The 24038-nt window shown below is 58.6% G+C and carries 24 protein-coding genes; 10 read left to right on the top strand and 14 right to left on the bottom strand.

Annotated features, from left to right (window positions below):
• Positions 1 to 50 precede the first annotated feature (50 nt).
• The 8 genes from mdcH to mdcA form a co-directional block, all read right to left on the bottom strand.
• Positions 51 to 947 (bottom strand): malonate decarboxylase subunit epsilon, encoded by an 897-nt coding sequence (gene mdcH / locus HMPREF3143_RS03870; protein WP_023294708.1) that lies wholly within the window; start codon positions 945 to 947, stop codon positions 51 to 53.
• The gene (locus HMPREF3143_RS03865; RefSeq protein ID WP_021242216.1) at positions 947 to 1564 is read right to left on the bottom strand and encodes a malonate decarboxylase holo-ACP synthase; all 618 of its coding nucleotides are present in this window, start codon (positions 1562 to 1564) and stop codon (positions 947 to 949) included. Before HMPREF3143_RS03865 ends, mdcH begins: the two co-directional genes overlap by 1 nt.
• A gap of 2 nt (positions 1565 to 1566) precedes the next feature.
• The gene (locus tag HMPREF3143_RS03860; RefSeq protein WP_021242215.1) at positions 1567 to 2526 is read right to left on the bottom strand and encodes an AEC family transporter; all 960 of its coding nucleotides are present in this window, start codon (positions 2524 to 2526) and stop codon (positions 1567 to 1569) included.
• A gap of 122 nt (positions 2527 to 2648) precedes the next feature.
• Positions 2649 to 3449 carry a biotin-independent malonate decarboxylase subunit gamma gene (mdcE, locus tag HMPREF3143_RS03855; RefSeq protein ID WP_070531851.1) on the bottom strand — a complete coding sequence of 267 codons (801 nt, stop codon included), beginning with the start codon at positions 3447 to 3449 and terminating at the stop codon, positions 2649 to 2651.
• Complete coding sequence (locus HMPREF3143_RS03850; RefSeq protein ID WP_021242213.1) at positions 3449 to 4282, bottom strand: biotin-independent malonate decarboxylase subunit beta; 834 nt, start codon at positions 4280 to 4282, stop codon at positions 3449 to 3451. The genes mdcE and HMPREF3143_RS03850 overlap by 1 nt, the downstream gene beginning before the upstream one ends.
• Positions 4275 to 4574, bottom strand: a complete 300-nt coding sequence (gene mdcC, locus HMPREF3143_RS03845; protein WP_023294711.1) for a malonate decarboxylase acyl carrier protein — start codon at positions 4572 to 4574, stop codon at positions 4275 to 4277. Before mdcC ends, HMPREF3143_RS03850 begins: the two co-directional genes overlap by 8 nt.
• A 9-nt stretch (positions 4575 to 4583) precedes the next feature.
• Entirely contained in the window at positions 4584 to 5441 is an 858-nt protein-coding gene (locus HMPREF3143_RS03840; protein WP_021242211.1) for a triphosphoribosyl-dephospho-CoA synthase, read from the bottom strand.
• Complete coding sequence (mdcA, locus tag HMPREF3143_RS03835) at positions 5441 to 7096, bottom strand: malonate decarboxylase subunit alpha (RefSeq protein WP_021242210.1); 1656 nt, start codon at positions 7094 to 7096, stop codon at positions 5441 to 5443. Before mdcA ends, HMPREF3143_RS03840 begins: the two co-directional genes overlap by 1 nt.
• 228 nt (positions 7097 to 7324) lie before the next feature.
• Here mdcA and HMPREF3143_RS03825 point away from each other — a divergent pair, with 228 nt between their 5' ends.
• From HMPREF3143_RS03825 to HMPREF3143_RS03815, 3 genes are read left to right on the top strand one after another with little or no spacing between them, the layout of a single operon-like run.
• Positions 7325 to 8347 (top strand): hydrolase, encoded by a 1023-nt coding sequence (locus tag HMPREF3143_RS03825; protein ID WP_045417897.1) that lies wholly within the window; start codon positions 7325 to 7327, stop codon positions 8345 to 8347.
• A complete protein-coding gene (locus HMPREF3143_RS03820) occupies positions 8344 to 8562 on the top strand; it encodes a YheU family protein (protein ID WP_008503016.1) in 219 nt (72 codons plus the stop codon). The genes HMPREF3143_RS03825 and HMPREF3143_RS03820 overlap by 4 nt, the downstream gene beginning before the upstream one ends.
• A gap of 30 nt (positions 8563 to 8592) precedes the next feature.
• Positions 8593 to 9462, top strand: a complete 870-nt coding sequence (locus HMPREF3143_RS03815; protein WP_008503017.1) for a phosphoribulokinase — start codon at positions 8593 to 8595, stop codon at positions 9460 to 9462.
• A gap of 85 nt (positions 9463 to 9547) precedes the next feature.
• Here the strand turns inward: HMPREF3143_RS03815 and HMPREF3143_RS03810 are convergent, their stop codons facing one another.
• Positions 9548 to 9952, bottom strand: a complete 405-nt coding sequence (locus HMPREF3143_RS03810; RefSeq protein ID WP_008503018.1) for an OsmC family protein — start codon at positions 9950 to 9952, stop codon at positions 9548 to 9550.
• A gap of 311 nt (positions 9953 to 10263) precedes the next feature.
• Here HMPREF3143_RS03810 and crp point away from each other — a divergent pair, with 311 nt between their 5' ends.
• Positions 10264 to 10896, top strand: a complete 633-nt coding sequence (gene crp / locus HMPREF3143_RS03805) for a cAMP-activated global transcriptional regulator CRP (protein ID WP_000242758.1) — start codon at positions 10264 to 10266, stop codon at positions 10894 to 10896.
• Between the two features lie 57 nt (positions 10897 to 10953).
• On the top strand, positions 10954 to 13041 hold the full coding sequence (locus HMPREF3143_RS03800) for a YccS/YhfK family putative transporter (protein WP_070531838.1): 2088 nt from the start codon (positions 10954 to 10956) through the stop codon (positions 13039 to 13041).
• On the opposite strand, the gene HMPREF3143_RS03795 is transcribed toward HMPREF3143_RS03800, so the two are convergent.
• The 4 genes from HMPREF3143_RS03795 to ppiA form a co-directional block, all read right to left on the bottom strand.
• Positions 13038 to 14258, bottom strand: a complete 1221-nt coding sequence (locus HMPREF3143_RS03795; protein ID WP_021242207.1) for a bifunctional acetylornithine/succinyldiaminopimelate transaminase — start codon at positions 14256 to 14258, stop codon at positions 13038 to 13040. The genes HMPREF3143_RS03800 and HMPREF3143_RS03795 overlap by 4 nt on opposite strands.
• A gap of 86 nt (positions 14259 to 14344) precedes the next feature.
• Positions 14345 to 14908 carry an aminodeoxychorismate synthase component 2 gene (pabA, locus tag HMPREF3143_RS03790; RefSeq protein ID WP_059363970.1) on the bottom strand — a complete coding sequence of 188 codons (564 nt, stop codon included), beginning with the start codon at positions 14906 to 14908 and terminating at the stop codon, positions 14345 to 14347.
• Positions 14909 to 14938: 30 nt separating this feature from the next.
• Positions 14939 to 15523, bottom strand: a complete 585-nt coding sequence (locus HMPREF3143_RS03785) for a putative adenosine monophosphate-protein transferase Fic (RefSeq protein ID WP_070531835.1) — start codon at positions 15521 to 15523, stop codon at positions 14939 to 14941.
• A 105-nt stretch (positions 15524 to 15628) separates the two neighbouring features.
• The gene (gene ppiA, locus HMPREF3143_RS03780) at positions 15629 to 16201 is read right to left on the bottom strand and encodes a peptidylprolyl isomerase A (protein WP_014885514.1); all 573 of its coding nucleotides are present in this window, start codon (positions 16199 to 16201) and stop codon (positions 15629 to 15631) included.
• A 278-nt stretch (positions 16202 to 16479) separates the two neighbouring features.
• On the opposite strand from ppiA, the gene tsgA reads away from it, so the two are divergent.
• Complete coding sequence (tsgA, locus tag HMPREF3143_RS03775) at positions 16480 to 17664, top strand: MFS transporter TsgA (RefSeq protein WP_055321993.1); 1185 nt, start codon at positions 16480 to 16482, stop codon at positions 17662 to 17664.
• Between the two features lie 18 nt (positions 17665 to 17682).
• Here the strand turns inward: tsgA and HMPREF3143_RS03770 are convergent, their stop codons facing one another.
• Positions 17683 to 18984 carry a cytosine deaminase gene (locus tag HMPREF3143_RS03770; RefSeq protein ID WP_059361429.1) on the bottom strand — a complete coding sequence of 434 codons (1302 nt, stop codon included), beginning with the start codon at positions 18982 to 18984 and terminating at the stop codon, positions 17683 to 17685.
• 239 nt (positions 18985 to 19223) lie between these two features.
• On the opposite strand from HMPREF3143_RS03770, the gene nirB reads away from it, so the two are divergent.
• The 4 genes from nirB (at position 19224) to HMPREF3143_RS03750 (ending at position 23912) form a co-directional block, all read left to right on the top strand.
• A complete protein-coding gene (gene nirB / locus HMPREF3143_RS03765) occupies positions 19224 to 21767 on the top strand; it encodes a nitrite reductase large subunit NirB (protein WP_070531832.1) in 2544 nt (847 codons plus the stop codon).
• The gene (gene nirD / locus HMPREF3143_RS03760; RefSeq protein ID WP_008503027.1) at positions 21764 to 22090 is read left to right on the top strand and encodes a nitrite reductase small subunit NirD; all 327 of its coding nucleotides are present in this window, start codon (positions 21764 to 21766) and stop codon (positions 22088 to 22090) included. Before nirB ends, nirD begins: the two co-directional genes overlap by 4 nt.
• 134 nt (positions 22091 to 22224) lie before the next feature.
• Positions 22225 to 23598, top strand: coding sequence for a siroheme synthase CysG (gene cysG / locus HMPREF3143_RS03755; RefSeq protein ID WP_023326222.1), 1374 nt, complete (start codon positions 22225 to 22227; stop codon positions 23596 to 23598).
• A gap of 143 nt (positions 23599 to 23741) precedes the next feature.
• Positions 23742 to 23912 carry a YhfL family protein gene (locus HMPREF3143_RS03750; protein WP_008503029.1) on the top strand — a complete coding sequence of 57 codons (171 nt, stop codon included), beginning with the start codon at positions 23742 to 23744 and terminating at the stop codon, positions 23910 to 23912.
• Positions 23913 to 24038: the final 126 nt, after the last annotated feature.

Here is a 24038-nt window from a genome sequence, read left to right as displayed (position 1 = left end):
CCTACAGTCCGTAGTAGGCCCGGTAAGCGTAGCGCCACCGGGCTAAACCATCACGCACGGAGTCGCTTCGCCAGATGTACCGCCACGTCCACCCCGCTGCGCTCCAGTGAAATCGTCTCTCCTTCCCACGGCGCCTGACGCGTCAGGCAGGTCAGTACGCCGCCGGGGGGCATCTCGATCGCCAGCCGGGCTTCGCGTTCATTCGCTGAAATCATCGCCTCCTGCCAGCGCACCGTACGCGCCATGTTCATCGCCAGATCGTCGGCGATCTTTTCCGGCTGCCACAACACGCGCCCGGTGCTGCCGCTCAGGTAGGCGCAGCGTGGGCGTGAAAGCGTGACCGATTCAAACGCCGTTGCCAGCTTTTGCGCGGGTGCTGTCAGCAGTTCGCAGTGCGACGGCACGCTGACCGCCAGCCGTTTGGCCTTGCTCGCCCCTTTCGCCAGCGCGCGCGACGCCGCCTCCGCCATCCCTTCATCGGTTCCGGCAATCACGATCTGCGTTTCGGCATTCAGGTTGGCAATGTAGGTCCCGGTGCCCTGGATAAGGTCTTCCACCTGCGGCAGAGTGAGCCCCATAATTGCCGTCAGGCCGTAGCCGTGCGGATACGCCTGCTCCATCAGATCGCCACGCAGCGCCACCAGCTTCAGCGCATCCGTGAAGTCCAGCGCGCCTGCAATGACCGCCGCCGGATAAGCGCCGATGGACAGCCCGCTGACGATATCCGGCGCCACGCCGCGCCGTTCCAGCTCGCGCGCCCAGGCCACGCCTGCAATTAGCAGGCAAAGCTGAACCGCGCGGGTATGGCTTAACGCGTCTGCGCTATCCAGCGTATCCACTTCGGTGCCAAGCACCTCACGCGCCTGAGCCAGTTCCGTTCCCGGCAGGTTTTGCAGCATGCCTTCGTGCTGCGTGCCCTGCCCCGGAAAGGTAAACACTATTTTCATCACTCCTCCCTGCGCCACGGATCCGCCACCAGGCGCGGTCCACGGCGGGTTTTCAGCAGCGTTTTGCCGTCGCGCAGCCACTCCGCCAGCGCGAAACCGCCCTCGGGCGTATCCACCTGCGTATCGGCACGACACAGCGCACGGCTTAGCCGGGACTGCCACGTCGTCAGGGCGTCCGGTGAGATCGGCAGCGGAGCGCGGATAAGCAGATCGAGATCGCTGTCGGCATGGATCACCGGGATACCGGTCGCCAGCGCGTAGCCGGTACTGCCGGTAATGCCCCACGTCCACGGCCACGCCTGCTGAGAAAGCTGAAGCGCCACCTGAACGGGTGGCTGAGTCACAAAGGGCGAGCGCAGCAGTTCGGCCGCAACGCTCAGATCTTCTGGTGAAACCACGCGTAACACGTTTTCGGGCTTCCCCCATCCGGCCGCCCGCTGGTCGCGACGTAAACCGCGCACGCCAACGGGGATCCGGCCTTCGCTATCCACATCACGCCGCACCACCACCGGCAGGCCGGTATGCCAGGCGGCCTCCACCCAGGATTCAGTGATGCCTTCCAGCGCATCGCGGGAAGTAAGCCAGATAAGGTCGTGCGGGCGTAATGGGGTGGTCATGGTTACATTCCTGAAGTTAGCGAGATAAACAGCGGCAGCGACAGGATACACAGGACGGAGCTTAACAGCAGCACGGCTTCTGCATCCGGCGACTGCACGCCAAAGCGGTTACCGAACACGACGCCGAAGAAGCCCGCAGACAGCGCAATCATCAGGATAGCGGTGATCGCCACGGAGCCGTGCAGACCAAAGATCAAGACGATACCCCAGGCAATGGCTGGCTGAATCAGCAGCTTGGCGATCGTGGAGGTGATGACCATGGTATTAATCTGCAGCTTACGGGCAGAGAGGATCACCCCGGTCAGGAACAGCGCTGCAGCGGTCGCGGACAGCCCCAGCGGTTTGATCGCCGCCAGCACCAGCTCCGGCATTTTGATGCCGATGGCGGACAAAATCACGCCCAGCAGCGGGCCCATCACGATCGGTTTTTTAATGGAACGCCACATCAGCACCGGCAGCATCGAGAGCGTTGAGCCGGAGCTATTGCCTTCAGCGCGCGCTTTTTCACGCTCCAGAATGAGCAGGCAGAACGGGGTCATCAGCACCGAACCGCAGGCGATGGAGACCGCGACGGAGAGCGACGTAGAGGAACCTTCGCCCAGCACGCTGCCCAGAATCGGCAGACCCAGCGCTGCATAGTTGGGCAGCGCGACGGTGAGCGTCAGCACGGCCGCATCCTGTGGCGATTTCTTAAAGACGCCGGTGGCGAGGAAATAGATGACCGCATAGGTGATCCACATCGCCAGCGTCAGCACCAGGATCAGCGGCGACTGGGCAACGATGCCGGTCCACGGGGTTTGCACGGTGGCACTGAACAGCGCGGCAGGGAGTGCAAAATCCATTACGAAGATATTAAGCAGGGAAACATTTTTGTTATCGACCATCTTTGCCTTGCCGGCCCAGAATCCCAGCAGCATGATGACGAAAATCGGTGCAAGAGCATGAACAATTACGTAAGTCATAAATCACCTGTAGTAAAAAAGTTTTAGCACTGGCGCGATGATTATTATTTTCAGGATGCAGGTTCCCGCGTGGGCGCTGTCACGCGCCCACGGGTTGATGCATCTGGCAGGTCTCTTTTTACTTACCAGCTGGCTCGCATACGTTCGCGTACGAGCGCCGAGCTGCGGCGATTGTCAGCACCCAGACGGTTTTTCAACGTGGTGTCCTGACGAGCGTCACTGATGGCCTGTTGCAGGGTGGATTTCACCAGCGTCAGATCGTTATCGGAGGGGGCATCCGGGTTGCTGATATCCAGCAGGTTAGAGAGCAGCCCCAGCGTGGCGTAGTTGCTGATGTCGTAGGCCATTGGCGGAATGGTCGCCGCCAGTTTTTCCAGCGCCTCGACGGTACGCAGCGTGATGCGCGCCGCAGACTCTTTGCCCATCGCGTGGATCAGCACGCCTTTGTCGTTAAAGGCGATCAGACGGTTAGCCTGGTAGCCGTGCGCCAGGAACGCGCCGGACATCGCCTTGCCTACGATAAGCCCAATCACCGGGTGACCGACCAGGCGGGCATTCGCATAGGCTGCTGCCGCACCGGCCAGCGCCTGATGAATCCCAAACGCCTCTTCGCGTCGGCCATAGGCCTGGCTTGGGACGTCGATCACCGCCACAATCGGGCGCTTCACGGGTTTGTCAGCATCCGCCGCGACGGTTTCACTGACCACTTTCGCCAGGGTCCAGCCTTCCAGCAGCCCCACTTCCCCTTTCGCCGCACGCGGGAAGTGGTTGTTGGCATCCGGCACCACGGCAACAAAGCGCACCGCCTCGCCGTTCAGCTCGCCGTCTGCCGCCTGGACGGACGGGCATAGCCCCTCGATACGTTTGGCGTTCGGGGCGAGGATGTCCAGCCAGCGTTCGCCACGGCTTATTGCGTTACTCATCATTTCACCTCCCGGGCAAAAAGCGCGTTAATCTGTTCGGCATCAGCCTGTTTGCGGGTGTCGAAATTCGTCAGACGGTTCAGGTAATCGTCGTAGTTATCGGTGCGATGTTTCGCGGGAACGCCTTTAGCAATCGCGTCGTTCATCGCCTGTTTCACCGCGTTGATACCGTCGCCGACGAGCGCATCCACCAGCCCGCTTTGATAGCGCACTTCACCGCCGGTCATGCTCCAGATAAACGGACGATCGCGGGAGTCGTACTCCTCAATGCCCGCCTCCTGTTCGATAACCTGCGGGCCGTTGAGGCCAAGACGCGCTTCGCGGGTCACGATCAGGTAGCTGCAGAGCGCCGCCGCGATGGACATCCCACCGAAGCAGCCCACGGTTCCGGCCACAATGCCAATAACCGGCGTGTAGCGACGCAGGTCCACAATCGCCGCGTGAATATCGGCAATCGCCGCCAGGCCGAGGTTCGCCTCCTGCAGACGCACGCCGCCGGTTTCGAGGCACAGTACCGCCTGAGTCGGAATGCCGTTGCGGTTATCCTCCGCCGCCAGCTCCAGCGCCGCCGCCATTTTGGCGCCGGACACTTCGCCCATGCTGCCGCCCTGGAACGCGCCTTCAATCGCCACGACGACGGCAGGCTTGCCGTTGATGGTGCCCTTCGCCACCACCATGCCGTCGTCCGCCTGCGGCACAATGCCCTGTGGCCCAAGCCACGGAGAAATAATGCCTTCAAACGGATCCAGCAGTTCGCGGTAGCTGCCCTCGTCGAGCAGGGCCTGCGCGCGCTGGCGCGCTTTCAGTTCGATAAAGCTGCTGTCATCACGCATGGCTCACCCCCTCAAAAACCTGTTCGATGCGAATGCGCGCCACGCCCGGCGTCGCGCCGAAGTCGTGGATGGTCAGCTTCCCTGCGGGCAGGCTGCTGACGGTTTGCAGACGGTTGAACAGCGCCTCCCAGCGCCCCCGGCTGTTGTCCACGGAGGTGGTGATATCAATGGTTAACGTCTGGCCCGGTTCGGCGGTGAAGAGCACCTCCATATCCCCGGAACCGACTACCCCTGCCAGCGCCCTGCCGCTTAACGTGCGGCTGGCTGGCACGGTCAATGTGATTTTTTCCATAACATCCTCTTAATGCTTTGAATTTGGCGTTTCGATGCGGTCGAGAAACAGCGTGGCGGCAAGCAGGTCGGCAGCGCCGCCCGGTGAGGCGTTGAGCGCCAGCATCTGACGGTCTAACCTCGCCAGCGCCTGCTGGCCCGCAGGCGTTGCGCTGCCGCCGGCATTCAGCACCGCACGGGCGCCGTCCTGCATAGCATCAAGCCCTTCCATTCCGGCACGTGACAGCACGCAGGTGTCGGTGAGTGAGGTCATGATGGCCATCAGCGCGTCGAGCCTGGCGTGCGTTTCGCTGCTGCCGTTGAGGCGGCTCAGACGAAGCTGCGGCAGCGCGCGCTGCATAACGTGCGGGAACGCCTGCTGCGCCTCTTCACGCGCGCCCGGCACGCGGTAACGGTGCGTGGCGCGCAGGCCTTTACTGAAAACCTTCGGCGCCGCGTCGTCCGGCAGTCTCGCCAGCTGTGCGGCGGTGCGGGCGACGTCTTGCGCCCTGGCATCACCACCGAGCATCGCCACCGCGCTGACCAGCAGCCCCAGCGCCCAAATCGCGCCGCGATGGGTGTTTACGCCACCGGTTGCGGCCATCATCTGCTGCTCGCCTTCGCGACCGAGTCGCCCGACGGTTTGCCGAAGTGCGATATCTGCCGGGCGCTGCCAGCTTTGCAGCGCCAGTGCCTGAAACGTGGAGGTCAGGCTGTGCGCGGAGCACTCCATCAGCGCAAGGGATAAATCGTGGTGCGCGCCGTTCCCCCGACTGTCCACCAGACCGGGTTTCGGGCTTAAACGTGCTTCGTCAATCAGACACTGCGTGGCGGTTCGCGCCAGCCATTCGGCACCGCCTTCAACCTGAATCTGGGGGAGAAGTTTCATTACCAGCTCCGGAATTTCGCAGGTGGGTTATAGAGACCGCCGGACCATTCCACGAGATCAGACACGCTGCCTGCCGCCAGCAGAGAGCGGGTGGCATCAGTGCGGCGAATCCCCATATCTTCCGGATAGAGCACCTTGCCGCTCTGACGCAGTTCCGCCACGCGTTTGGCATCCACGCCCAGACCGATGTCGGTGATCCCCGCGACGGCGGCGACCATGGCGCGACGCTCTTCCAGATCTTTCGCCCGATAGAGGTAGGCAATCCCCTCTTCCGTCAGCACGTGGGTGACGTCATCGCCGTAGATCATCACCGGCGCCAGCGGCATACCGGAGGCTTTCGCCACGTCAACGGCATCGAGTTTTTCCACGAAGGTCGGCTTCACGCCCGCCTGGAAGGTTTCCACCATCTGCACGACGAGTTTTTTGCCGCGCTGCATTGGGTCAGGTTCGGTGATCATGTTCAGCCAGGCTGGCGTGGCGTGGCGACGACCGTGCGGGTCGTGACCCATGTTTGGCGCACCGCCGAAGCCGGACAGACGACCACGGGTCACGGTTGAGGAGTTGGCGTAGCCGTCCACCTGCAGCGTAGAGCCGATGAACATATCCACCGCGTACTGACCTGCCAGCTGGCAGAACGCGCGGTTGGAGCGCATGGAGCCGTCGGCACCGGTAAAGAAGACGTCCGGACGCGCGCGGATGTACTCTTCCATCCCCAGCTCGCCGCCGAAGCAGTGCACGCTCTCGACCCAGCCGCTTTCAATAGCCGGGATCAGCGTCGGATGCGGGTTCAGCGTCCAGTGTTTACAGATTTTGCCTTTAAGGCCGAGCTGTTCACCGTAGGTAGGCAGCAGCAGCTCAATCGCCGCAGTGTTAAAGCCGATCCCGTGGTTCAGGGACTGCACCTGGTGTTCCGCATAAATACCCTTGATGGCCATCATCGCCATCAGGATGTGTTCCTGTTTAATCAGGCGCGGGTCGCGGGTAAACAGCGGTTCGATAAAGAACGGCTTATCGGCCACCACCACAAAGTCAATCCACGAACCCGGAATGTCCACGCGCGGCAGGTCACACTCGTCATCCACCAGCTCGTTCACCTGCGCGATGACGATGCCGTCATGGAACGCGGCGGCTTCCACCAGCGCCGGGGTATCTTCGGTGCTCGCCCCGGTATAGAGGTTGCCTTTGCGGTCAGCTTTAAAGCCAGCAATCAGCGCCACGTTGGGCGACAGGTCGACGTAGAGACGGGAGTAGAGTTCGATGTAGGTGTGAATCGCGCCGATTTCGAGCTGACCATCCTCCAGCAGTTGGGAGATGCGCAGGCTCTGCGTCCCGGAGAAGGAGAAATCCAGCTTGCGGGCGATGCCTTTCTCAAAGATATCCAAATGTTCGCTACGGCCAACGCTCGGCATGATCATATGCAGGTCGTGGACGATCTGCGGGTTCACTTCGGCCAGCGAGCGGGAAAGGAAATCGGCCTGCTTCTGGTTGTTACCTTCCAGCACGACCTTGTCGCCTGGCGCGATCAGTTTTTCCAGCATGGCGACGAGATCGCCGGTTGGCAGTACCTTGCCCTGCACCGGTACGGAGGCCAGACGACGCGCTTTTTCGCTGCGTCGCGTGTTCCATTGCCGGGTGGGTGTTTGCCCAGATAACATTATTAACCTCCTGATTCAGCTAATCATTTTGATTTGCTTAACGTTGAGTAGAGTGTGCGCTCTGGTGAGAAAGGCATCAATTAAGCGTAGAGCTGAATCATTAGCCTGAGAGTAATAATCAAGGTAAATATTTGTGATCGGGATCAGTTCATGTTTCGGAAATTCAGGCTAAACGGAGTACAATTCGGAAAGTATCGTAAATTTCCGACAAGAATCAGCATCGCGCCTATGACCCAAATCATTCCATCAGGCTTCGACATTGCCGCCGAAGACAGCACTGAGTTCGTGCCTATGCGCGGCGTCGCCAATCGCCATTTGCAGACCATGCTGCCGCGACTGATCCGCCGCAAGGTTCAGTTCACCCCACACTGGCAGCGGCTAGATCTGCCAGACGGTGACTTTCTGGATCTCGCCTGGAGCGAAGCGCCGGATCAGGCTCGACATAAGCCGCGGCTGGTGGTTTTTCACGGTCTGGAAGGCAGCCTGCATAGCCCGTATGCACACGGGCTCATTGAGGCGGCCAAAGCGCGCGGCTGGCTCGGCGTGGTGATGCATTTTCGCGGCTGCAGCGGCGAGCCGAACCGGCAGAAGCGTATCTATCACTCGGGTGAAACCGAAGACGGTACGTGGTTTTTACACTGGCTGCGGGACAACTATGGCACCGTGCCCACCGCGGCCGTAGGCTACTCGCTGGGCGGAAATATGCTGGCCTGCCTGTTAGCTAAAGAAGGGGAAAGCGTCCCGCTGGATGCCGCCGTCATTGTCTCCGCCCCGTTCATGCTGGAGCAGTGCAGCTACCACATGGATAAAGGCTTTTCCCGCGTCTATCAGCGCTACCTGCTCAACCTGCTGAAGGCCAACGCGGCGCGTAAGCTGAAGGCCTACCCGGACACCCTCCCGGTCAGCCTGCGCCAGCTGAAAAAGGTACGCCGCATTCGCGAATTCGACGACCTGATCACCGCGAAAATCCACGGCTTCGCCGATGCGATTGACTATTATCGTCAGTGCAGCGCCATGCCGCTGCTCAGCAAGATCACGCAGCCGACGCTGATCATTCATGCCAAAGATGACCCATTTATGGATCATCACTCGATTCCCGCTCAGGAATTCCTGCCCGACAACGTTCACTATCAGTTGACCGAGCACGGCGGCCACGTCGGGTTTATCGGCGGCACGCTGCGCCGCCCGAAAATGTGGCTTGAGGCGCGTATTCCTGACTGGCTAACCCCTTATCTGGACGGTGCAACATGATTATTCCCTGGCAGGATCTGGCTCCCGAAACGCTCGATAATCTGATTGAAAGCTTTGTATTACGCGAAGGCACCGATTATGGTGAACAGGAACGCTCGCTTGAGCAAAAGGTCAACGATGTAAAGCGCCAGCTGAAAAGCGGCGACGTGGTGCTGGTGTGGTCAGAACTGCATGAGACGGTGAATATCATGCCCCGCAACGCGTTTCACGGCTGATCTTCCACCCTTTTCAGTCAGGGAGTTGCTATGTCTGCCAGACATCCGGTTATTGCCGTTACGGGGTCGAGTGGTGCGGGAACCACCACCACCAGCCTCGCATTTCGCAAGATTTTCGCCCAGCTGAATCTCCGTGCGGCGGAGGTCGAAGGCGACAGCTTTCACCGCTACACGCGCCCGGAGATGGACATGGCCATCCGTAAGGCGCGCGATCTGGGTAAACACATCAGCTACTTCGGTCCGGAAGCCAATGACTTCGGCCTGCTGGAACAAACCTTTATTGAGTACGGCCAGAGCGGTAAAGGGCAGTCCCGCAAGTATCTGCATACCTATGATGAAGCCGTTCCCTGGAATCAGGTGCCTGGCACCTTTACCCCCTGGCAGCCCCTGCCGGAACCTACCGACGTGCTGTTCTACGAAGGATTACACGGCGGCGTGGTCACGCCGCAGCACGACGTGGCGCGCCACGTGGATCTGCTGGTTGGCGTGGTGCCTATCGTTAACCTGGAGTGGATCCAGAAGCTGACGCGTGACATGAGCGAGCGCGGCCACTCGCGCGAAGCAGTGATGGATTCGGTGGTGCGCTCCATGGAAGACTACATCAACTTCCTGACGCCGCAGTTTTCCCGCACCCATATCAACTTCCAGCGCGTGCCGACGGTGGACACCTCCAACCCTTTCGCGGCCAAAAGTATCCCATCCCTGGATGAGAGCTTTGTGGTGATCCATTTCCGCAATCTCGAAGGCATTGACTACCCCTGGCTGCTGGCGATGCTGCAGGGCTCGTTTATTTCTCACATGAATACATTAGTCGTACCGGGCGGAAAAATGGGGCTGGCGATGGAGCTCATCATGACGCCGCTGGTGGAGCGACTGATGGAAGGGAAACAGATCGCGTGAGTATTTTGCCCGGTGGCGCTGCGCTTACCGGGCCTACGGTCGTGCTTTTGTAGGGCGGGTCAGCGAAGCGCCACCCGCCAAAACATTAAGCCTCGATCACTTCATACGAATGGGTGATTTTTACCGCTTTCTCCAGCATTAACGCGACAGAGCAGTACTTCTCCGCAGACAGGTCCACCGCACGTGAAACCGCCGCGTCTTTCAGTTCTTTACCGGTGACCACAAAGTGCAGATTGATGTGGGTGAACAGGCGTGGCGCCTCTTCGCGGCGTTCTGACGTGAGTTTGACCTCACAATCCGTCACGTCATGACGGCCTTTTTGCAGAATCGACACCACGTCAATGGCACTGCATCCCCCTGCCGCCATCAGCACCATTTCCATTGGGCTGGGCGCTTTATCGCCGGAGTTACCATCCATCAAAATCTGATGTCCTGACGCGGACTCGCCCAGGAACGTTAAACCTTCAACCCACTTCACGCGCGCTTGCATATTCTTAAACTCCAACGTTGCATTTTTGGTGACAGATTACGCGTGCGTTACATTTCTCGCAATGGAAGGCGACCTGCATCATGCTGAAGCGAGACACCAGGAGACACGCGGCGAAAGCTATGCTAAAACACTCAGGATGCTACAGTAATACATTGACGTTACACATGTATGCAGAGGACATCAAACTTTACTGGCTGCGAAACGTTACGGTAGCCGACTTCCCAGGGTATGGGTAAGAATTCGATTGCAACCCCAGAGTCCGGATGCATCTGATGACTCTGGTGACAGCTTATAACAGAGGATAACAGCGCATGGTGCTTGGCAAACCGCAAACAGACCCGACTCTCGAATGGTTCTTGTCTCATTGCCACATTCATAAGTACCCATCAAAGAGCACGCTGATTCACCAGGGTGAAAAAGCGGAAACGTTGTATTACATCGTTAAAGGCTCGGTGGCAGTGCTGATCAAAGATGAAGAAGGGAAAGAGATGATCCTTTCTTATCTGAACCAGGGCGATTTCATCGGTGAACTGGGCCTGTTTGAAGAGGGCCAGGAACGTAGCGCCTGGGTTCGTGCAAAGACAGCATGTGAAGTGGCTGAAATTTCTTACAAGAAGTTCCGTCAGCTGATTCAGGTTAACCCTGACATTCTGATGCGTCTCTCTTCCCAGATGGCGCGCCGTCTGCAGGTCACCTCAGAGAAAGTGGGCAACCTCGCTTTCCTGGACGTGACGGGCCGCATCGCACAAACTCTGCTGAACCTGGCGAAACAGCCGGACGCCATGACCCATCCGGACGGCATGCAAATTAAAATTACCCGTCAGGAAATTGGTCAGATCGTCGGTTGCTCCCGTGAAACAGTAGGCCGTATCCTGAAAATGCTGGAAGATCAAAACCTGATCTCCGCCCACGGTAAAACCATCGTGGTTTACGGAACGCGTTAATTCCGCTTAAACGGCGTGCCATCGCAAGGTGTCACGCCGTTTTTGTCTCTACTCCTCATGTGGCGCAGGCTGATCTATCACCCGGAAGTTAACTACGCACTGCGACAAACGCTGGTGTTGTGTCTACCCGTGGCCATCGGCCTGATCCTCGGACACCTTCAGCAAGGCCTGCTCTTTTCCCTCGTGCCCGCCTGCTGCAACATTGCTGGCCTGGACACACCGCATAAGCGCTTTTTCAAACGACTGATCGTGGGCGGCTGCCTGTTTGCTGGCTGTAGCCTTGCCGTACAGCTTTTACTGGCCCGGGATATCCCGCTGCCGCTGATCCTGACGGTGCTGGCGATGACGCTCGGCGTCACGGCGGAAATCAGCTCGCTGCACGCCCGCCTGCTTCCCGCCTCGCTGATTGCGGCCATCTTCACGCTGAGCCTCGCCGGGAATATGCCGGTGTGGGAGCCGCTACTGATCTACGCGCTGGGGACACTGTGGTACGGGCTGTTTAACTGGTTCTGGTTCTGGCTGTGGCGGGAACAGCCGCTGCGCGAATCCCTGAGCCTGCTCTATGTGCAGTTGGCGGAATACTGCGAAGCCAAATACACCCTGCTCACCCAGCATACCGATCCGGAAAAAGCCTTACCGCCGCTGCTGACGCGCCAGCAGAAGGTGGTGGATCTGATAAGCCAGTGCTATCAGCAGCTGCATATGCTCGCCGCCAACAAGAACCACGAATACAAACGGCTGCTGCGCACCTTCCAGGTAGGCCTGGATCTGCAGGAGCATATCTCCGTTAGCCTGCACCACCCGCAGGAGGTGCAAAAGCTGGTTGAGCGCAGCCACGCCGAAGCGGTGATCCGCTGGAACGCGCAGACCGTCTCGGCACGCCTGCGCGTGCTGGCTGACGATATTCTCTACCACCGCTATCCCACGCGCTTTAACATGGAAAAACAGCTCGGTGCGCTGGAGAAAATCGCCCGTCAGCATCCGGATAACCCGGTCGGCCAGTTTGCCGCCTGGCACTTCAGCCGCATCGCCCGCGTGCTGCGCACCCAGCGCCCGCTTTATTCCCGCGACCTGATGGCGGATAAACAAAAACGGCTTCCCCTGTTGCCCGCGCTCAAAAGCTATCTGTCTCTCAAATCGTCCGCCCTGCGCAATGCCGCACGAATTAGCGTCATGCTCAGTATCGCCAGCCTGATGGGCATGGCGCTGCATCTGCCGAAGCCCTACTGGATCTTAATGACCGTGCTGTTCGTCACCCAGAACGGCTACGGCGCCACGCGGGTGCGTATTCTGCACCGGGCGGGCGGCACCATGGCCGGGCTGATCATTGCAGGCGTAACGCTGCACTTCCACGTGCCGGAAGGCTATACCCTGGCAGGCATGCTGGCGATCACGCTGGTGAGCTACCTGATTATCCGCAAAAATTACGGCTGGGCGATGGTGGGCTTTACGGTGACGGCGGTATACACCCTGCAGCTGCTTACGCTGAACGGCGAACAGTTTATTATCGCCAGGCTGATTGATACCCTGATCGGCTGCCTGATTGCCTTCGGCGGCATGGTCTGGCTGTGGCCGCAGTGGCAGAGCGGGCTGCTCAGGCAGAACGCCCACGACGCGCTGGAGGCCGACCAGCAGGCCATTCGCCTCATCCTGAGCGACGACCCGCAGCCCTCCCCGCTGGCGTATCAGCGCATGAAGGTCCACCAGGCGCACAACGCCCTGTTCAACTCGCTCAACCAGGCGATGCAGGAGCCGGGCTTTAATTCGCACTATCTGGCGGACATGAAGCTCTGGGTAACGCACAGTCAGTTTATCGTTGAGCACATTAACGCCATGACGACGCTGGCGCGCGAGCATACGATGCTGACGCCGGATCTGGCGCAGCGCTACCTGCAGTCGTGTGAAATTGCGTTGCAGCGCTGCCAGCAGCGTCTGGAGTATGACTCACCGGGCGAGTCGGGGGATTTAAATATTCTGGAAGCGCCGGAGACGTTAACCCACGGGCCAATGAGCACCCTTGAGCAACACTTGCAGCGCGTGCTGGGGCATCTGAACACCATGCACACCATTTCGTCGGTGGCATGGCGTCAGCGTCCGCATCATGGGGTTTGGTTAACGCGCCGGTTGAAACGAACCGAATATTAGCCTTTAACGATCTTTGCAACCGCCGCGGCAAAGCGGGTTAAGCCGTCTTCGATGTCTTTGTCTTCCACCACCAGCGACGGCGCAAAGCGCATCACGTCCGGTCCGGCGTTGAGCACCATCACCCCTTCGCGAGCGGCGGCGTGCAGGAAGTCGCGCGCTCGGCCCTTGTACTGCGGCTTCAGCTCGGCGCCAATCAGCAGCCCCATCCCGCGGATCTCGCTGAACACGTCGTACTGCTCGTCAATCTGCTTCAGGTGCTTCACAAACAGCTCGCGCTTCGCGCTAACGCCGTTTAGCACCTCTGGCGTGTTGATGATGTCGAACGCGGCCCCCGCTACGGCGCTCGCCAGCGGGTTACCGCCGTAGGTAGAGCCATGAGAACCGACGTGGAACGCGGAGGCGATCTCCTGCGTCGTCAGGACCGCACTCACCGGGAAACCGCCGCCGAGCGCTTTCGCGCTGGTCAGAATATCCGGCGTCACGCCGTAGTGCATATAGGCAAACAGGTCCCCGGTACGCCCCATCCCGCACTGCACTTCATCAAACACCAGCAGCGCCTGATGTTCGTCGCACAGCGCGCGCAGCCCTTTCAGGAATTCCGGGGTTGCCGCGGTCACGCCGCCTTCCCCCTGAATAGGCTCGACCACCACCGCGCAGGTGTGGTCGTCCATCACCGCTTTCACCGCGTGCAGATCGTTAAACGGCACATGGATGATGTCGGCTGGTTTCGGACCGAACCCGTCGGAATACTTCGGCTGGCCGCCAACGGAGACGGTAAAGAAGGAGCGCCCGTGGAAGGCATTGTGGAAGGCGATGATTTTGGTTTTGTACGGGCTGTGGCGCGTGGTCGCGTAGTAGCGCGCCAGCTTAAAGGCGGTTTCGTTGGCTTCGGTGCCGGAGTTCATAAACAGCACGCGCTCGGCAAACGTGGCATCAATGATCTTACGGCCCAGGCGCAGCGCCGGTTCGTTGGTGAACACGTTGCTGGTGTGCCACAGGGTTTCACCCTGGGTTTTCAGCGCCTCCACCAGCGCGGGATGGCAATGACCCAGCGCCGTGACCGCAATACCGCCCGCGAAATCCACATACTCCTTGCCCTGCTGATCCCAGACGCGGCTGCCTTTCCCCTTCACCGGGATAAATTCAGCCGGTGCATAAATCGGCAGAATCACTTCATCGAATGTCGCGCGGGTAATTGCTGGTTGTTCAGTTGCCATGTCATGCCCATCCATTTTATGTCACATTGATTGTGAAAATATAATCACAAAATATGCATAAAAAATCACAGCAAGGCAACAGATATTCAGCGATTAAGGAAATTTGCCAGCAGCGCGTGCCCCTGCTCGCTGAGGATGCTTTCCGGATGGAACTGCACGCCTTCGAGATCCCATTCGCGGTGACGAATCCCCATGATCTCCTGCGTATCGCTCCAGGCGGTCACCTCAAAGCCGTCGGGCAGCGTCGACGGGTCAATGACCAGGGAATGGTAGCGCGTCACGGTTAACGGATTATTGAGCCCCGTGAACACTCCGGTGCCCGTGTGGGTGACCGGCGAGGTTTTACCGTGCATGACTTTGGCGGCGCGCACGATGGTGGCACCAAAGGCCTGGGCAATCGCCTGATGGCCCAGACAAACGCCGAGGATCGGCAGCTTGCCGGCATAGTGCTGGATAACCTCCAGCGAAATACCTGATTCCGACGGCGTGCAGGGGCCGGGTGAAATCACGATTTTCTGCGGAGCCAGCGTCTCGATATCGGCCAGGCCAATCTCGTCGTTACGACGGACAACCACCTCTGCACCCAGTTCGCAAAAATACTGGTAAAGGTTCCAGGTGAAGGAATCGTAGTTATCAATCAGCAGAATCATGGCGGCTCCCGAAAAAAATGCCGCCCTATTCTACTCAGATTCCCGCGCTTCGCTCACTACTTTGGCAAAGATCGCGTTTAGCGCGGTTAAATCCCCCGTTGCGCCGCTGCGGTTAGCGGACACCCACTCCTCGGGATCGATATCGCGCCAGTCCAGTGAATAGCCCGCATGGAGCGCCAGCTGCTCAAAGAAAACGCGCTGAGCAATACCGTTACCACTCGAAAAAGGATGCAGCATGTTGATTTCACAGTAATAATGGCTAATTTTTTCAATGAACGCCGCTTTCTCAAGGCCAGCCAGATACTTTTCGCTTTCCAGCGCCGCCATCAGTTCATTACCCATCTTTTCGATGTATTCGAAATGGCAGAAGGGAATATCACCTTTGAAAATATCGTCGGTCCGGAACTCACCTGCCCGCTTCATCTCTCTGCGGTAGAGATGGCGGTGAATAAGGCACAGATGGGGTAACCCGGGCGCGGAAGGCCCAAGCGCCAGGCTCTCAATCTCGGGATCCGATGGACCATTACCTTTCTCAAGGAGACAACTGGCCTGAAAGTTGACGCTACGCTGCTGCTCCCAGAGACGGGATTTTTGCTTGTCGGTGAGTTTTTTCACTTAACGCCTCCCTGAATAGTCCGTTTGCCACAAGTATAAGCAGCAAAACGCGCTTTCGCAGGGAGGGGTCACAACACGGGCGAGCATCGCCCGCGTCGAAGAACGTTACGGCAGAACTTTTGCGGAGAGGATCACGACAGGTTTAGACGGCACATTCTGATACGGACCGACGTCATGGGTAGGCACCTGAGAAATCTTATCGGCCACATCCATCCCTTTCACGATTTTACCGAACACCGCATAGCCGAAGTCGCGCTGGCCGTGGTCGAGGAAGGCGTTATCCGCCACGTTGAGGAAGAACTGGCTGGTCGCGCTATCTTTGTCTGCGGTACGCGCCATAGAGATCGTGCCGCGCTTGTTCAGCAGGCCGTTGTCCGCTTCGTTTTTGATTGGCGGGTTCGGCTGTTTCTGCTGCATCTGCTCGTTGAAGCCGCCGCCCTGAATCATGAAGCCCGGGATCACGCGGTGGAAGGTGGTGTTGTTATAGAAACCACTGTTCACATAGTCGAGGAAGTTTTTCACAGAAACCGGAGCTTTCTGGCTATTCAGTTCCAGCTCAATATTCCCGGCGGAGGTGGTCAGCAGAACGTGAGGGTCCCCTTTTGCTGCCAGCGCAGCAGGGGAAACGGCAGAAAGAGCAAACACAGCTGCGACAGCCGCCAGTGTTGATTTGAGCATGAGAATTCCTTAACAAAGCGCAGTATAAAAAGCGAATGGCTTGATTCTAAAGAGCAGTATGAACGTAGACCAGCCTTTTACCTAATTTTACGAAATTGAAACAATTATTACTGCGCAAACGATTGGTTAGACCGCCGTTTAATGTGATTTAGATCACGTTAAAACCTGCAATGACATAATCATTACCCTTAAAAGATAGGAATGGATCACTTTAGCGACTAAAATCTGCCCGCTCTCAGCGCCCCTTCGGCGCTTTTCTTTTTTTGAACAGGCCAGACATGACTAACAGCAATCGCATCAAGCTCACATGGATCAGCTTCTTCTCCTACGCCCTGACCGGCGCGTTGGTGATCGTCACCGGGATGGTGATGGGGAATATCGCAGACTACTTCCAGCTGCCCGTTTCCAGCATGAGTAACACCTTCACCTTCCTCAACGCAGGGATCCTGATCTCTATCTTCCTGAATGCCTGGCTGATGGAAATCGTGCCGCTGAAAACCCAGCTTCGCTTCGGCTTCGTGCTGATGGTTGCCGCCGTGGCGGGTCTAATGCTCAGCCACAGCATCGCCCTGTTCTCAGCCGCCATGTTCGTGCTCGGCCTGGTCAGCGGGATCACCATGTCGATCGGGACGTTCCTGATTACCCATATGTATGAAGGCCGCCAGCGCGGCGCGCGCCTGCTGTTTACCGACTCCTTCTTCAGCATGGCCGGAATGATCTTCCCGATGGTCGCTGCCGTTCTGCTGGCGCGCAGCATTGAGTGGTACTGGGTCTACGCCTGCATCGGTCTGGTCTACGTTGCAATTTTCATTCTGACCTTCGGCTGCGACTTCCCGGTTCTGGGTAAAAAAGCGCAAACCACGGCAGAGCCTGTGGCGAAAGAGAAATGGGGTATCGGCGTGCTGTTCCTCTCCATCGCCGCCCTGTGCTACATCCTGGGCCAGCTGGGCTTTATCTCCTGGGTACCGGAATATGCCAAAGGTCTGGGCATGAGCCTGAACGACGCGGGCAAACTGGTGAGCGATTTCTGGATGTCCTACATGTTCGGCATGTGGGCGTTTAGCTTCATCCTGCGCTTCTTCGACCTGCAGCGCATTCTGACCGTGCTGGCGGGCCTGGCGACCGTTCTGATGTATCTGTTCATCAACGGTTCGCCGGAGCATATGCCGTGGTTCATTCTGACCCTGGGCTTCTTCTCCAGCGCCATTTATACCTCGATCATCACCCTGGGCTCCCTGCAGACCAAAGTGGCCTCGCCGAAGCTGGTTAACTTCGTTCTGACCTGCGGCACCATCGGTACCATGCTGACCTTCGTGGTGACGGGCCCGATCGTTGCCCACAGCGGCCCGCTGGCCGCGCTGCACACCGCGAACGGTCTGTACGCCGTGGTGTTCATCATGTGCTTCATCCTGGGCTTTGTGACCCGCCACCGCCAGCACAACGCGACAGCGGCATCGCACTAAACCCTGCGCCCCTTTGCATTACGCAGAGGGGCTGTTTCTGGCGAAACTGACCTCTTCTCCTCCGGTATCCATCTGGATCCAGGTCTGCGCCAGCTGCGTAGTGGCAATAATCCGCCCCTGACGAATCGACCAGCGCACCGGCACCTGACAGCGCACCGCTTCAAACCCGCTCTCCGCAGGCAGAATAATCAGGTTTGCCGGATTTCCCGTTTCAATACCGTAATCGCTCAGGCCGAAGGTGCGGGCGCTGTTATGGGTAATCAGGTTCAGGCCGCTGTCGATTTGCGGATAGCCCATCATCTGGCAGACATGTAGCCCCATATGCAGCACCTGCAGCATGTTGCCGGTGCCGAGCGGATACCACGGGTCGAAGACATCGTCATGACCAAAGCAGACGTTAATACCTGCCTCCTGCAGTTCTTTCACGCGGGTGATACCGCGACGCTTCGGATAGTCATCAAAGCGCCCCTGCAGGTGGATGTTGACAAGCGGGTTCGCGACGAAGTTAATCCCCGACATCTTCAGCAGACGGAAAAGCCGCGAGGTGTAAGCGCCGTTGTAGGCGTGCATGGCGGTGGTGTGGCTGGCCGTCACGCGCGGGCCGATGCCGGCCTCGTACGCCAGCGTGGCCACCGTCTCGACAAACCGCGACTGTTCGTCGTCAATTTCATCGCAGTGGATATCCAGCGGGCGGTCATACTTCTTCGCCAGCTCAAAAGCGATATGCAGCGACTGGACGCCGTACTCACGGGTGAACTCAAAATGTGGGATCGCCCCCACCACGTCGGCCCCCAGTTTTAACGCCTCTTCCAGCAGCGCCGCGCCGTTCGGGTAAGAGAGAATACCTTCCTGAGGAAACGCGACGATTTGCAGCGTTACCCACGGGGCCACCTCCTGCTTCACCTCCAGCATCGCCTTCAGGGCGGTAAGCGTTGGGTCAGAGACATCCACATGGGTGCGGACAAACTGAATGCCGTTAGCGATTTGCCACTTCAGCGTTTTCCAGGCGCGTGCTTTCACGTCGTCATGGCTGAGCAGCGCTTTGCGCTCCGCCCAGCGTTCAATGCCTTCGAACAGCGTGCCGGACTGGTTCCAGTTCGGCTCACCCGCCGTCTGGGTGGTATCAAGATGAATATGCGGCTCGATGAACGGGGGAATAGCCAGCCCACCGCGCGCGTTCAGTACCTCATAACTTTCGGCGTGGGTGTCGTCCATGGGGGTGATGTCACCAAATCGCCCGTTCTCGATGGCAAGTTGCCACAGCCCATCCCGACCCGGTAAACGCACATTCTGAACAAGCCATAACGGTGATGTAGACATACCTTTCCCCTCATAAACGCAGCTGATATTCAGGCGTATCGATTTTTGCAAAACCGCCCCTGATTTGTACACAAATTCAACGAACACGAAAAGCCTGCGATTTCCGCCACTTATAAAAATCCTGACAAATCAGTCATATACCACCTAAGGAGTAGGCGAAGGCGTATTTGATTTGCATCAATAAGCGCCGCTGCTGAATCGTTAAGGTAGGCAATAATAGAAAAGAAATCGAGGCAATAATGAGCAAAGTCAGACTCGCTATCATCGGTAACGGCATGGTCGGCCACCGCTTTATTGAGGATCTTCTCGATAAAGCCGATGCTGAGCAGTTCGATATTACCGTGTTCTGTGAAGAACCCCGCAAGGCATACGACCGTGTGCACCTGTCTTCCTACTTCTCCCATCATACCGCCGAAGAGCTCTCTCTGGTGCGTGAAGGTTTCTACGAGAAGCATGGCGTAAAAGTGCTGGTGGGCGAACGCGCTATCACCATCAACCGTCAGGAAAAATTGATCCACTCCAGCGCCGGCCGTACGGTTTTTTACGACAAGCTGATCATGGCGACGGGCTCGTATCCGTGGATCCCGCCGATTAAAGGCTCTGAAACGCAGGATTGCTTCGTTTACCGTACCATTGAAGACCTCAACGCCATCGAATCCTGTGCGCGTCGAAGCAAACGCGGCGCGGTTGTCGGCGGCGGCCTGCTGGGTCTGGAAGCGGCAGGCGCGCTGAAAAACCTCGGCGTTGAAACCCATGTCATCGAATTTGCGCCGATGCTGATGGCCGAACAGCTCGACCACATGGGTGGCGATCAGCTGCGCCGTAAGATCGAAAGCATGGGCGTGAAGGTTCACACCAGCAAGAACACCAAAGAGATCGTTCAGGAAGGGACTGAAGCGCGCAAAACCATGCGCTTTGCCGACGGCAGCGAGCTGGAGGTGGACTTCATCGTCTTCTCCACCGGTATTCGTCCGCGCGACAAGCTGGCGACCCAGTGCGGCCTGGCCGTCGCGCAGCGCGGCGGGATCATGATTAACGACACCTGCCAGACCTCCGACCCGGATATTTACGCCATCGGCGAATGCGCCAGCTGGAACAACCGCGTATTCGGCCTGGTCGCGCCCGGGTACAAAATGGCGCAGGTCGCCGTGGATCATATCCTGGGCAGCGAAAACGCCTTCACCGGCGCAGACATGAGCGCCAAGCTGAAGCTGCTGGGCGTGGACGTAGGCGGTATTGGCGATGCGCACGGCCGCACGCCCGGCGCGCGCAGCTATGTCTATCTCGACGAAAGCAAAGAAGTCTACAAACGTCTCATCGTCAGCCAGGACAACAAAACCCTGCTCGGCGCGGTGCTGGTGGGCGACACCAGCGACTTCGGTAACCTGCTCCAGCTGGTGCTCAACGCCATCGAGCTGCCGGAAAACCCGGACGCGCTGATCCTCCCGGCGCATGCCTCCAGCGGCAAGCCGTCCATCGGCGTGGATAAACTGCCGGACAGCGCGCAGATTTGCTCCTGCTTCGACGTCACCAAAGGCATGCTGATCTCCGCGATCAACAAAGGGTGCCACACCGTTGCGGCGCTGAAAGCGGAAACCAAAGCCGGTACCGGCTGCGGCGGCTGTATTCCGCTGGTCACTCAGGTGCTGAACGCCGAGCTGGCGAAACAGGGCATCGAAGTGAACAACAACCTGTGCGAGCACTTCGCTTACTCTCGCCAGGAGCTGTACCATCTGATCCGCGTGGAAGGCATCAAGTCCTTCGACGAACTGCTGGCGAAGCACGGCCAGGGCTACGGCTGTGAGGTGTGTAAACCCACCGTCGGCTCCCTGCTGGCCTCCTGCTGGAACGAGTACGTGCTCAAACCCGAGCACACGCCGCTGCAGGACACCAACGACAACTTCCTGGCGAACATTCAGAAAGACGGCACCTACTCCGTGATTCCACGCTCTGCCGGTGGTGAAATCACGCCGGAAGGGCTGGTCGCGGTGGGCCGTATCGCGCGTGAATTTAACCTCTACACCAAAATTACCGGCTCCCAGCGTATCGGCCTGTTTGGCGCGCAGAAGGACGACCTGCCGGAAATCTGGCGTCAGCTGATTGAAGCGGGCTTCGAAACCGGCCACGCGTACGCCAAAGCGCTGCGCATGGCGAAAACCTGCGTGGGCAGCACCTGGTGTCGCTACGGCGTCGGCGATAGCGTGGGCTTCGGCGTTGAGCTGGAAAACCGCTACAAAGGCATCCGTACCCCGCACAAAATGAAGTTCGGCGTCTCCGGCTGTACCCGCGAATGTGCGGAAGCGCAGGGTAAAGATGTGGGTATTATTGCCACCGAGAAAGGCTGGAACCTGTATGTGTGCGGCAACGGCGGGATGAAACCGCGCCACGCGGACCTGCTGGCGGCGGATCTCGATCGCGACACGCTGATTCAGTATCTCGACCGCTTCATGATGTTCTACATCCGTACCGCCGATAAGCTGACCCGTACCGCCTCCTGGCTCGATAACCTCGAGGGCGGTATCGACTACCTGAAATCGGTCATTATCGACGACAAGCTGGGTCTGAACGAACATCTGGAAGCGGAAATGGCGCGCCTGCGCGAGGCGGTGATCTGCGAGTGGACGGAAACCGTCAACACTCCGGCGGCGCAGACGCGCTTCAAACACTTTATCAACAGCACCCAGCGCGACCCGAACGTACAGGTTGTGCCGGAGCGCGAACAGCATCGTCCGGCCACGCCGTATGAACGTATTCCGGTCACGCTGGTGGAGGAAAACGCATGAGCCAGTGGGTAAACATCTGCAATATTAACGACATTCTCCCCGCCACCGGCGTCTGTGCGCTGCTGGGCAACGAGCAGGTGGCGATTTTCCGCCCTCGCCACGATGAACAGGTCTTTGCCATCAGCAATATCGACCCGTTCTTTGAGGCCAGCGTGCTCTCCCGCGGACTGATTGCCGAGCACCAGGGTGAACTGTGGGTCGCCAGCCCGTTGAAAAAGCAGCGTTTCCGCTTAACCGACGGACTCTGCATGGAAGATGAAAGCTTCTCGGTCAAACACTACGACGTCCGCGTGAAGGACGGCGAGGTGCAGCTGAAAGCGTAACCCCTCGCCTTTTCAATAGGAAAGGCTTATGACCCCTTATGGGTAACGGCAGGAAAAACCGTATGTTCTGTACGATTCCTGCTGTTATCCTGACGTCAATTCTTCCCCCGCCATGAATGCTGTGAGGTAACGTCGTGGATCACCTGCCGATTTTTTGTCAATTACGCAACCGCGACTGCCTGCTCGTGGGCGGCGGCGACGTGGCCGAGCGCAAAGCGCGCCTGCTGTTAGAGGCTGGCGCCCGCCTGACCGTGAATGCCCTTTCCTTCGCCCCCCAGTTTGAGGTTTGGGCCCAGGAAGGGATGCTCACGCTGGAACAGGGCGCGTTTAATGAATCCCTGCTGGACACCTGCTGGCTGACCATTGCCGCGACGGATGACGATGAAGTGAACCAGCGCGTGAGCGACGCCTGCGAAGCGCGCCGTATCTTCTGCAACGTGGTGGATGCGCCGAAAGAGGCCAGCTTTATCATGCCGTCGATTATCGACCGCTCGCCGCTGATGATTGCGGTATCGTCCGGGGGACGTTCGCCGGTTCTCGCGCGTCTGCTGCGGGAAAAACTGGAAGCCCTGTTGCCCCAGCATCTTGGCCAGATTGCGCATTATGCCGGGCAGCTGCGCTCACGCGTGAAGCAAACCTTCGCGACCGTGGGCGAGCGCCGTCGCTTCTGGGAAAAATTCTTTGTGAACGACAGGCTGGCGCAGTCGCTGGCGAATCAGGACACCAAAGCCGTTGAAGAGACGACCGAGCAGTTGCTAAGCGAACCGCTGGACCATCGCGGCGAAGTGGTGCTGGTAGGCGCAGGCCCCGGAGATGCGGGTTTGCTGACGCTGAAAGGGCTACAGCAGATCCAGCAGGCGGATATCGTGGTGTACGACCGTCTGGTCTCCGATGACATCATGAATCTGGTGCGCCGCGACGCCGACCGCGTTTTCGTGGGCAAGCGCGCGGGCTACCACTGCGTGCCGCAGGAGGAGATTAACCAGATCCTGCTGCGCGAAGCGCAAAAGGGAAAACGCGTGGTGCGCCTGAAGGGGGGCGATCCGTTTATCTTTGGACGCGGCGGTGAAGAGCTGGAAACCCTGTGCGATGCGGGTATTCCGTTCTCCGTGGTGCCCGGCATTACGGCGGCGTCCGGCTGTTCAGCGTACTCTGGCATTCCGCTGACCCACCGCGACTACGCTCAGAGCGTGCGTCTGGTGACGGGCCACCTGAAGACCGGCAGCGAGCTGGACTGGCATAACCTGGCCGCCGAAAAGCAGACGCTGGTGTTCTACATGGGGCTCAATCAGGCCGCCACGATTCAGGCGAAGCTGCTGGAGCACGGTATGAATGCGGATATGCCCGTCGCGCTGGTCGAAAACGGCACCGCCATTACGCAGCGCGTGGTGAATGGCGTGCTGACGCAGTTAGGCGAGCTGGCGCAGCAGGTCGAAAGCCCGGCGCTGATCGTGGTAGGCCGCGTGGTTGAACTGCGCGACAGGCTGAACTGGTTCTCCAATCACTAACGCATATTCCTCCTCCCCGGAGTAGTCCTTAAGCGGACTACTCCCCTCTTACCGCTACCGATAACATATCGCCCCGAAGTGGAACTTTTCCCTTTATTCCCTTGAGTTACATCCAATTTTCGTTTTAAAGACAAGGAATGCGTATGTTCAAACTGGCAAAGGCCGCCGTTCTGGTTGGCCTGTTATCGACTCTGACGGCCTGCACCGGTCACGTTCAAAACACCAAAAATAACTGCAGCTACGATTACCTGCTGCACCCGGCGATCTCCATTTCGAAGATCATCGGTGGTTGCGGCCCGGCGGCACAGCAGTAAGCGTTTTACAGGCGTAAAAAAACCGGGATATCCCGGTTTTTTAGTTTTGGAGAGTGTGTTTTTTGTCGGGTGGCGCTGACGCTTACCCGGCCTACACGGTCCCGTAGGCCGGGTAAGGCGAAGCCG

The organism is Enterobacter sp. HMSC16D10 (assembly GCF_001807145.1).
Lineage (GTDB): Bacteria > Pseudomonadota > Gammaproteobacteria > Enterobacterales > Enterobacteriaceae > Enterobacter > Enterobacter roggenkampii.
The sequence above is the reverse complement of the archived record's forward strand: the minus strand, read 5'-3'. Positions and strand labels throughout refer to the sequence as shown.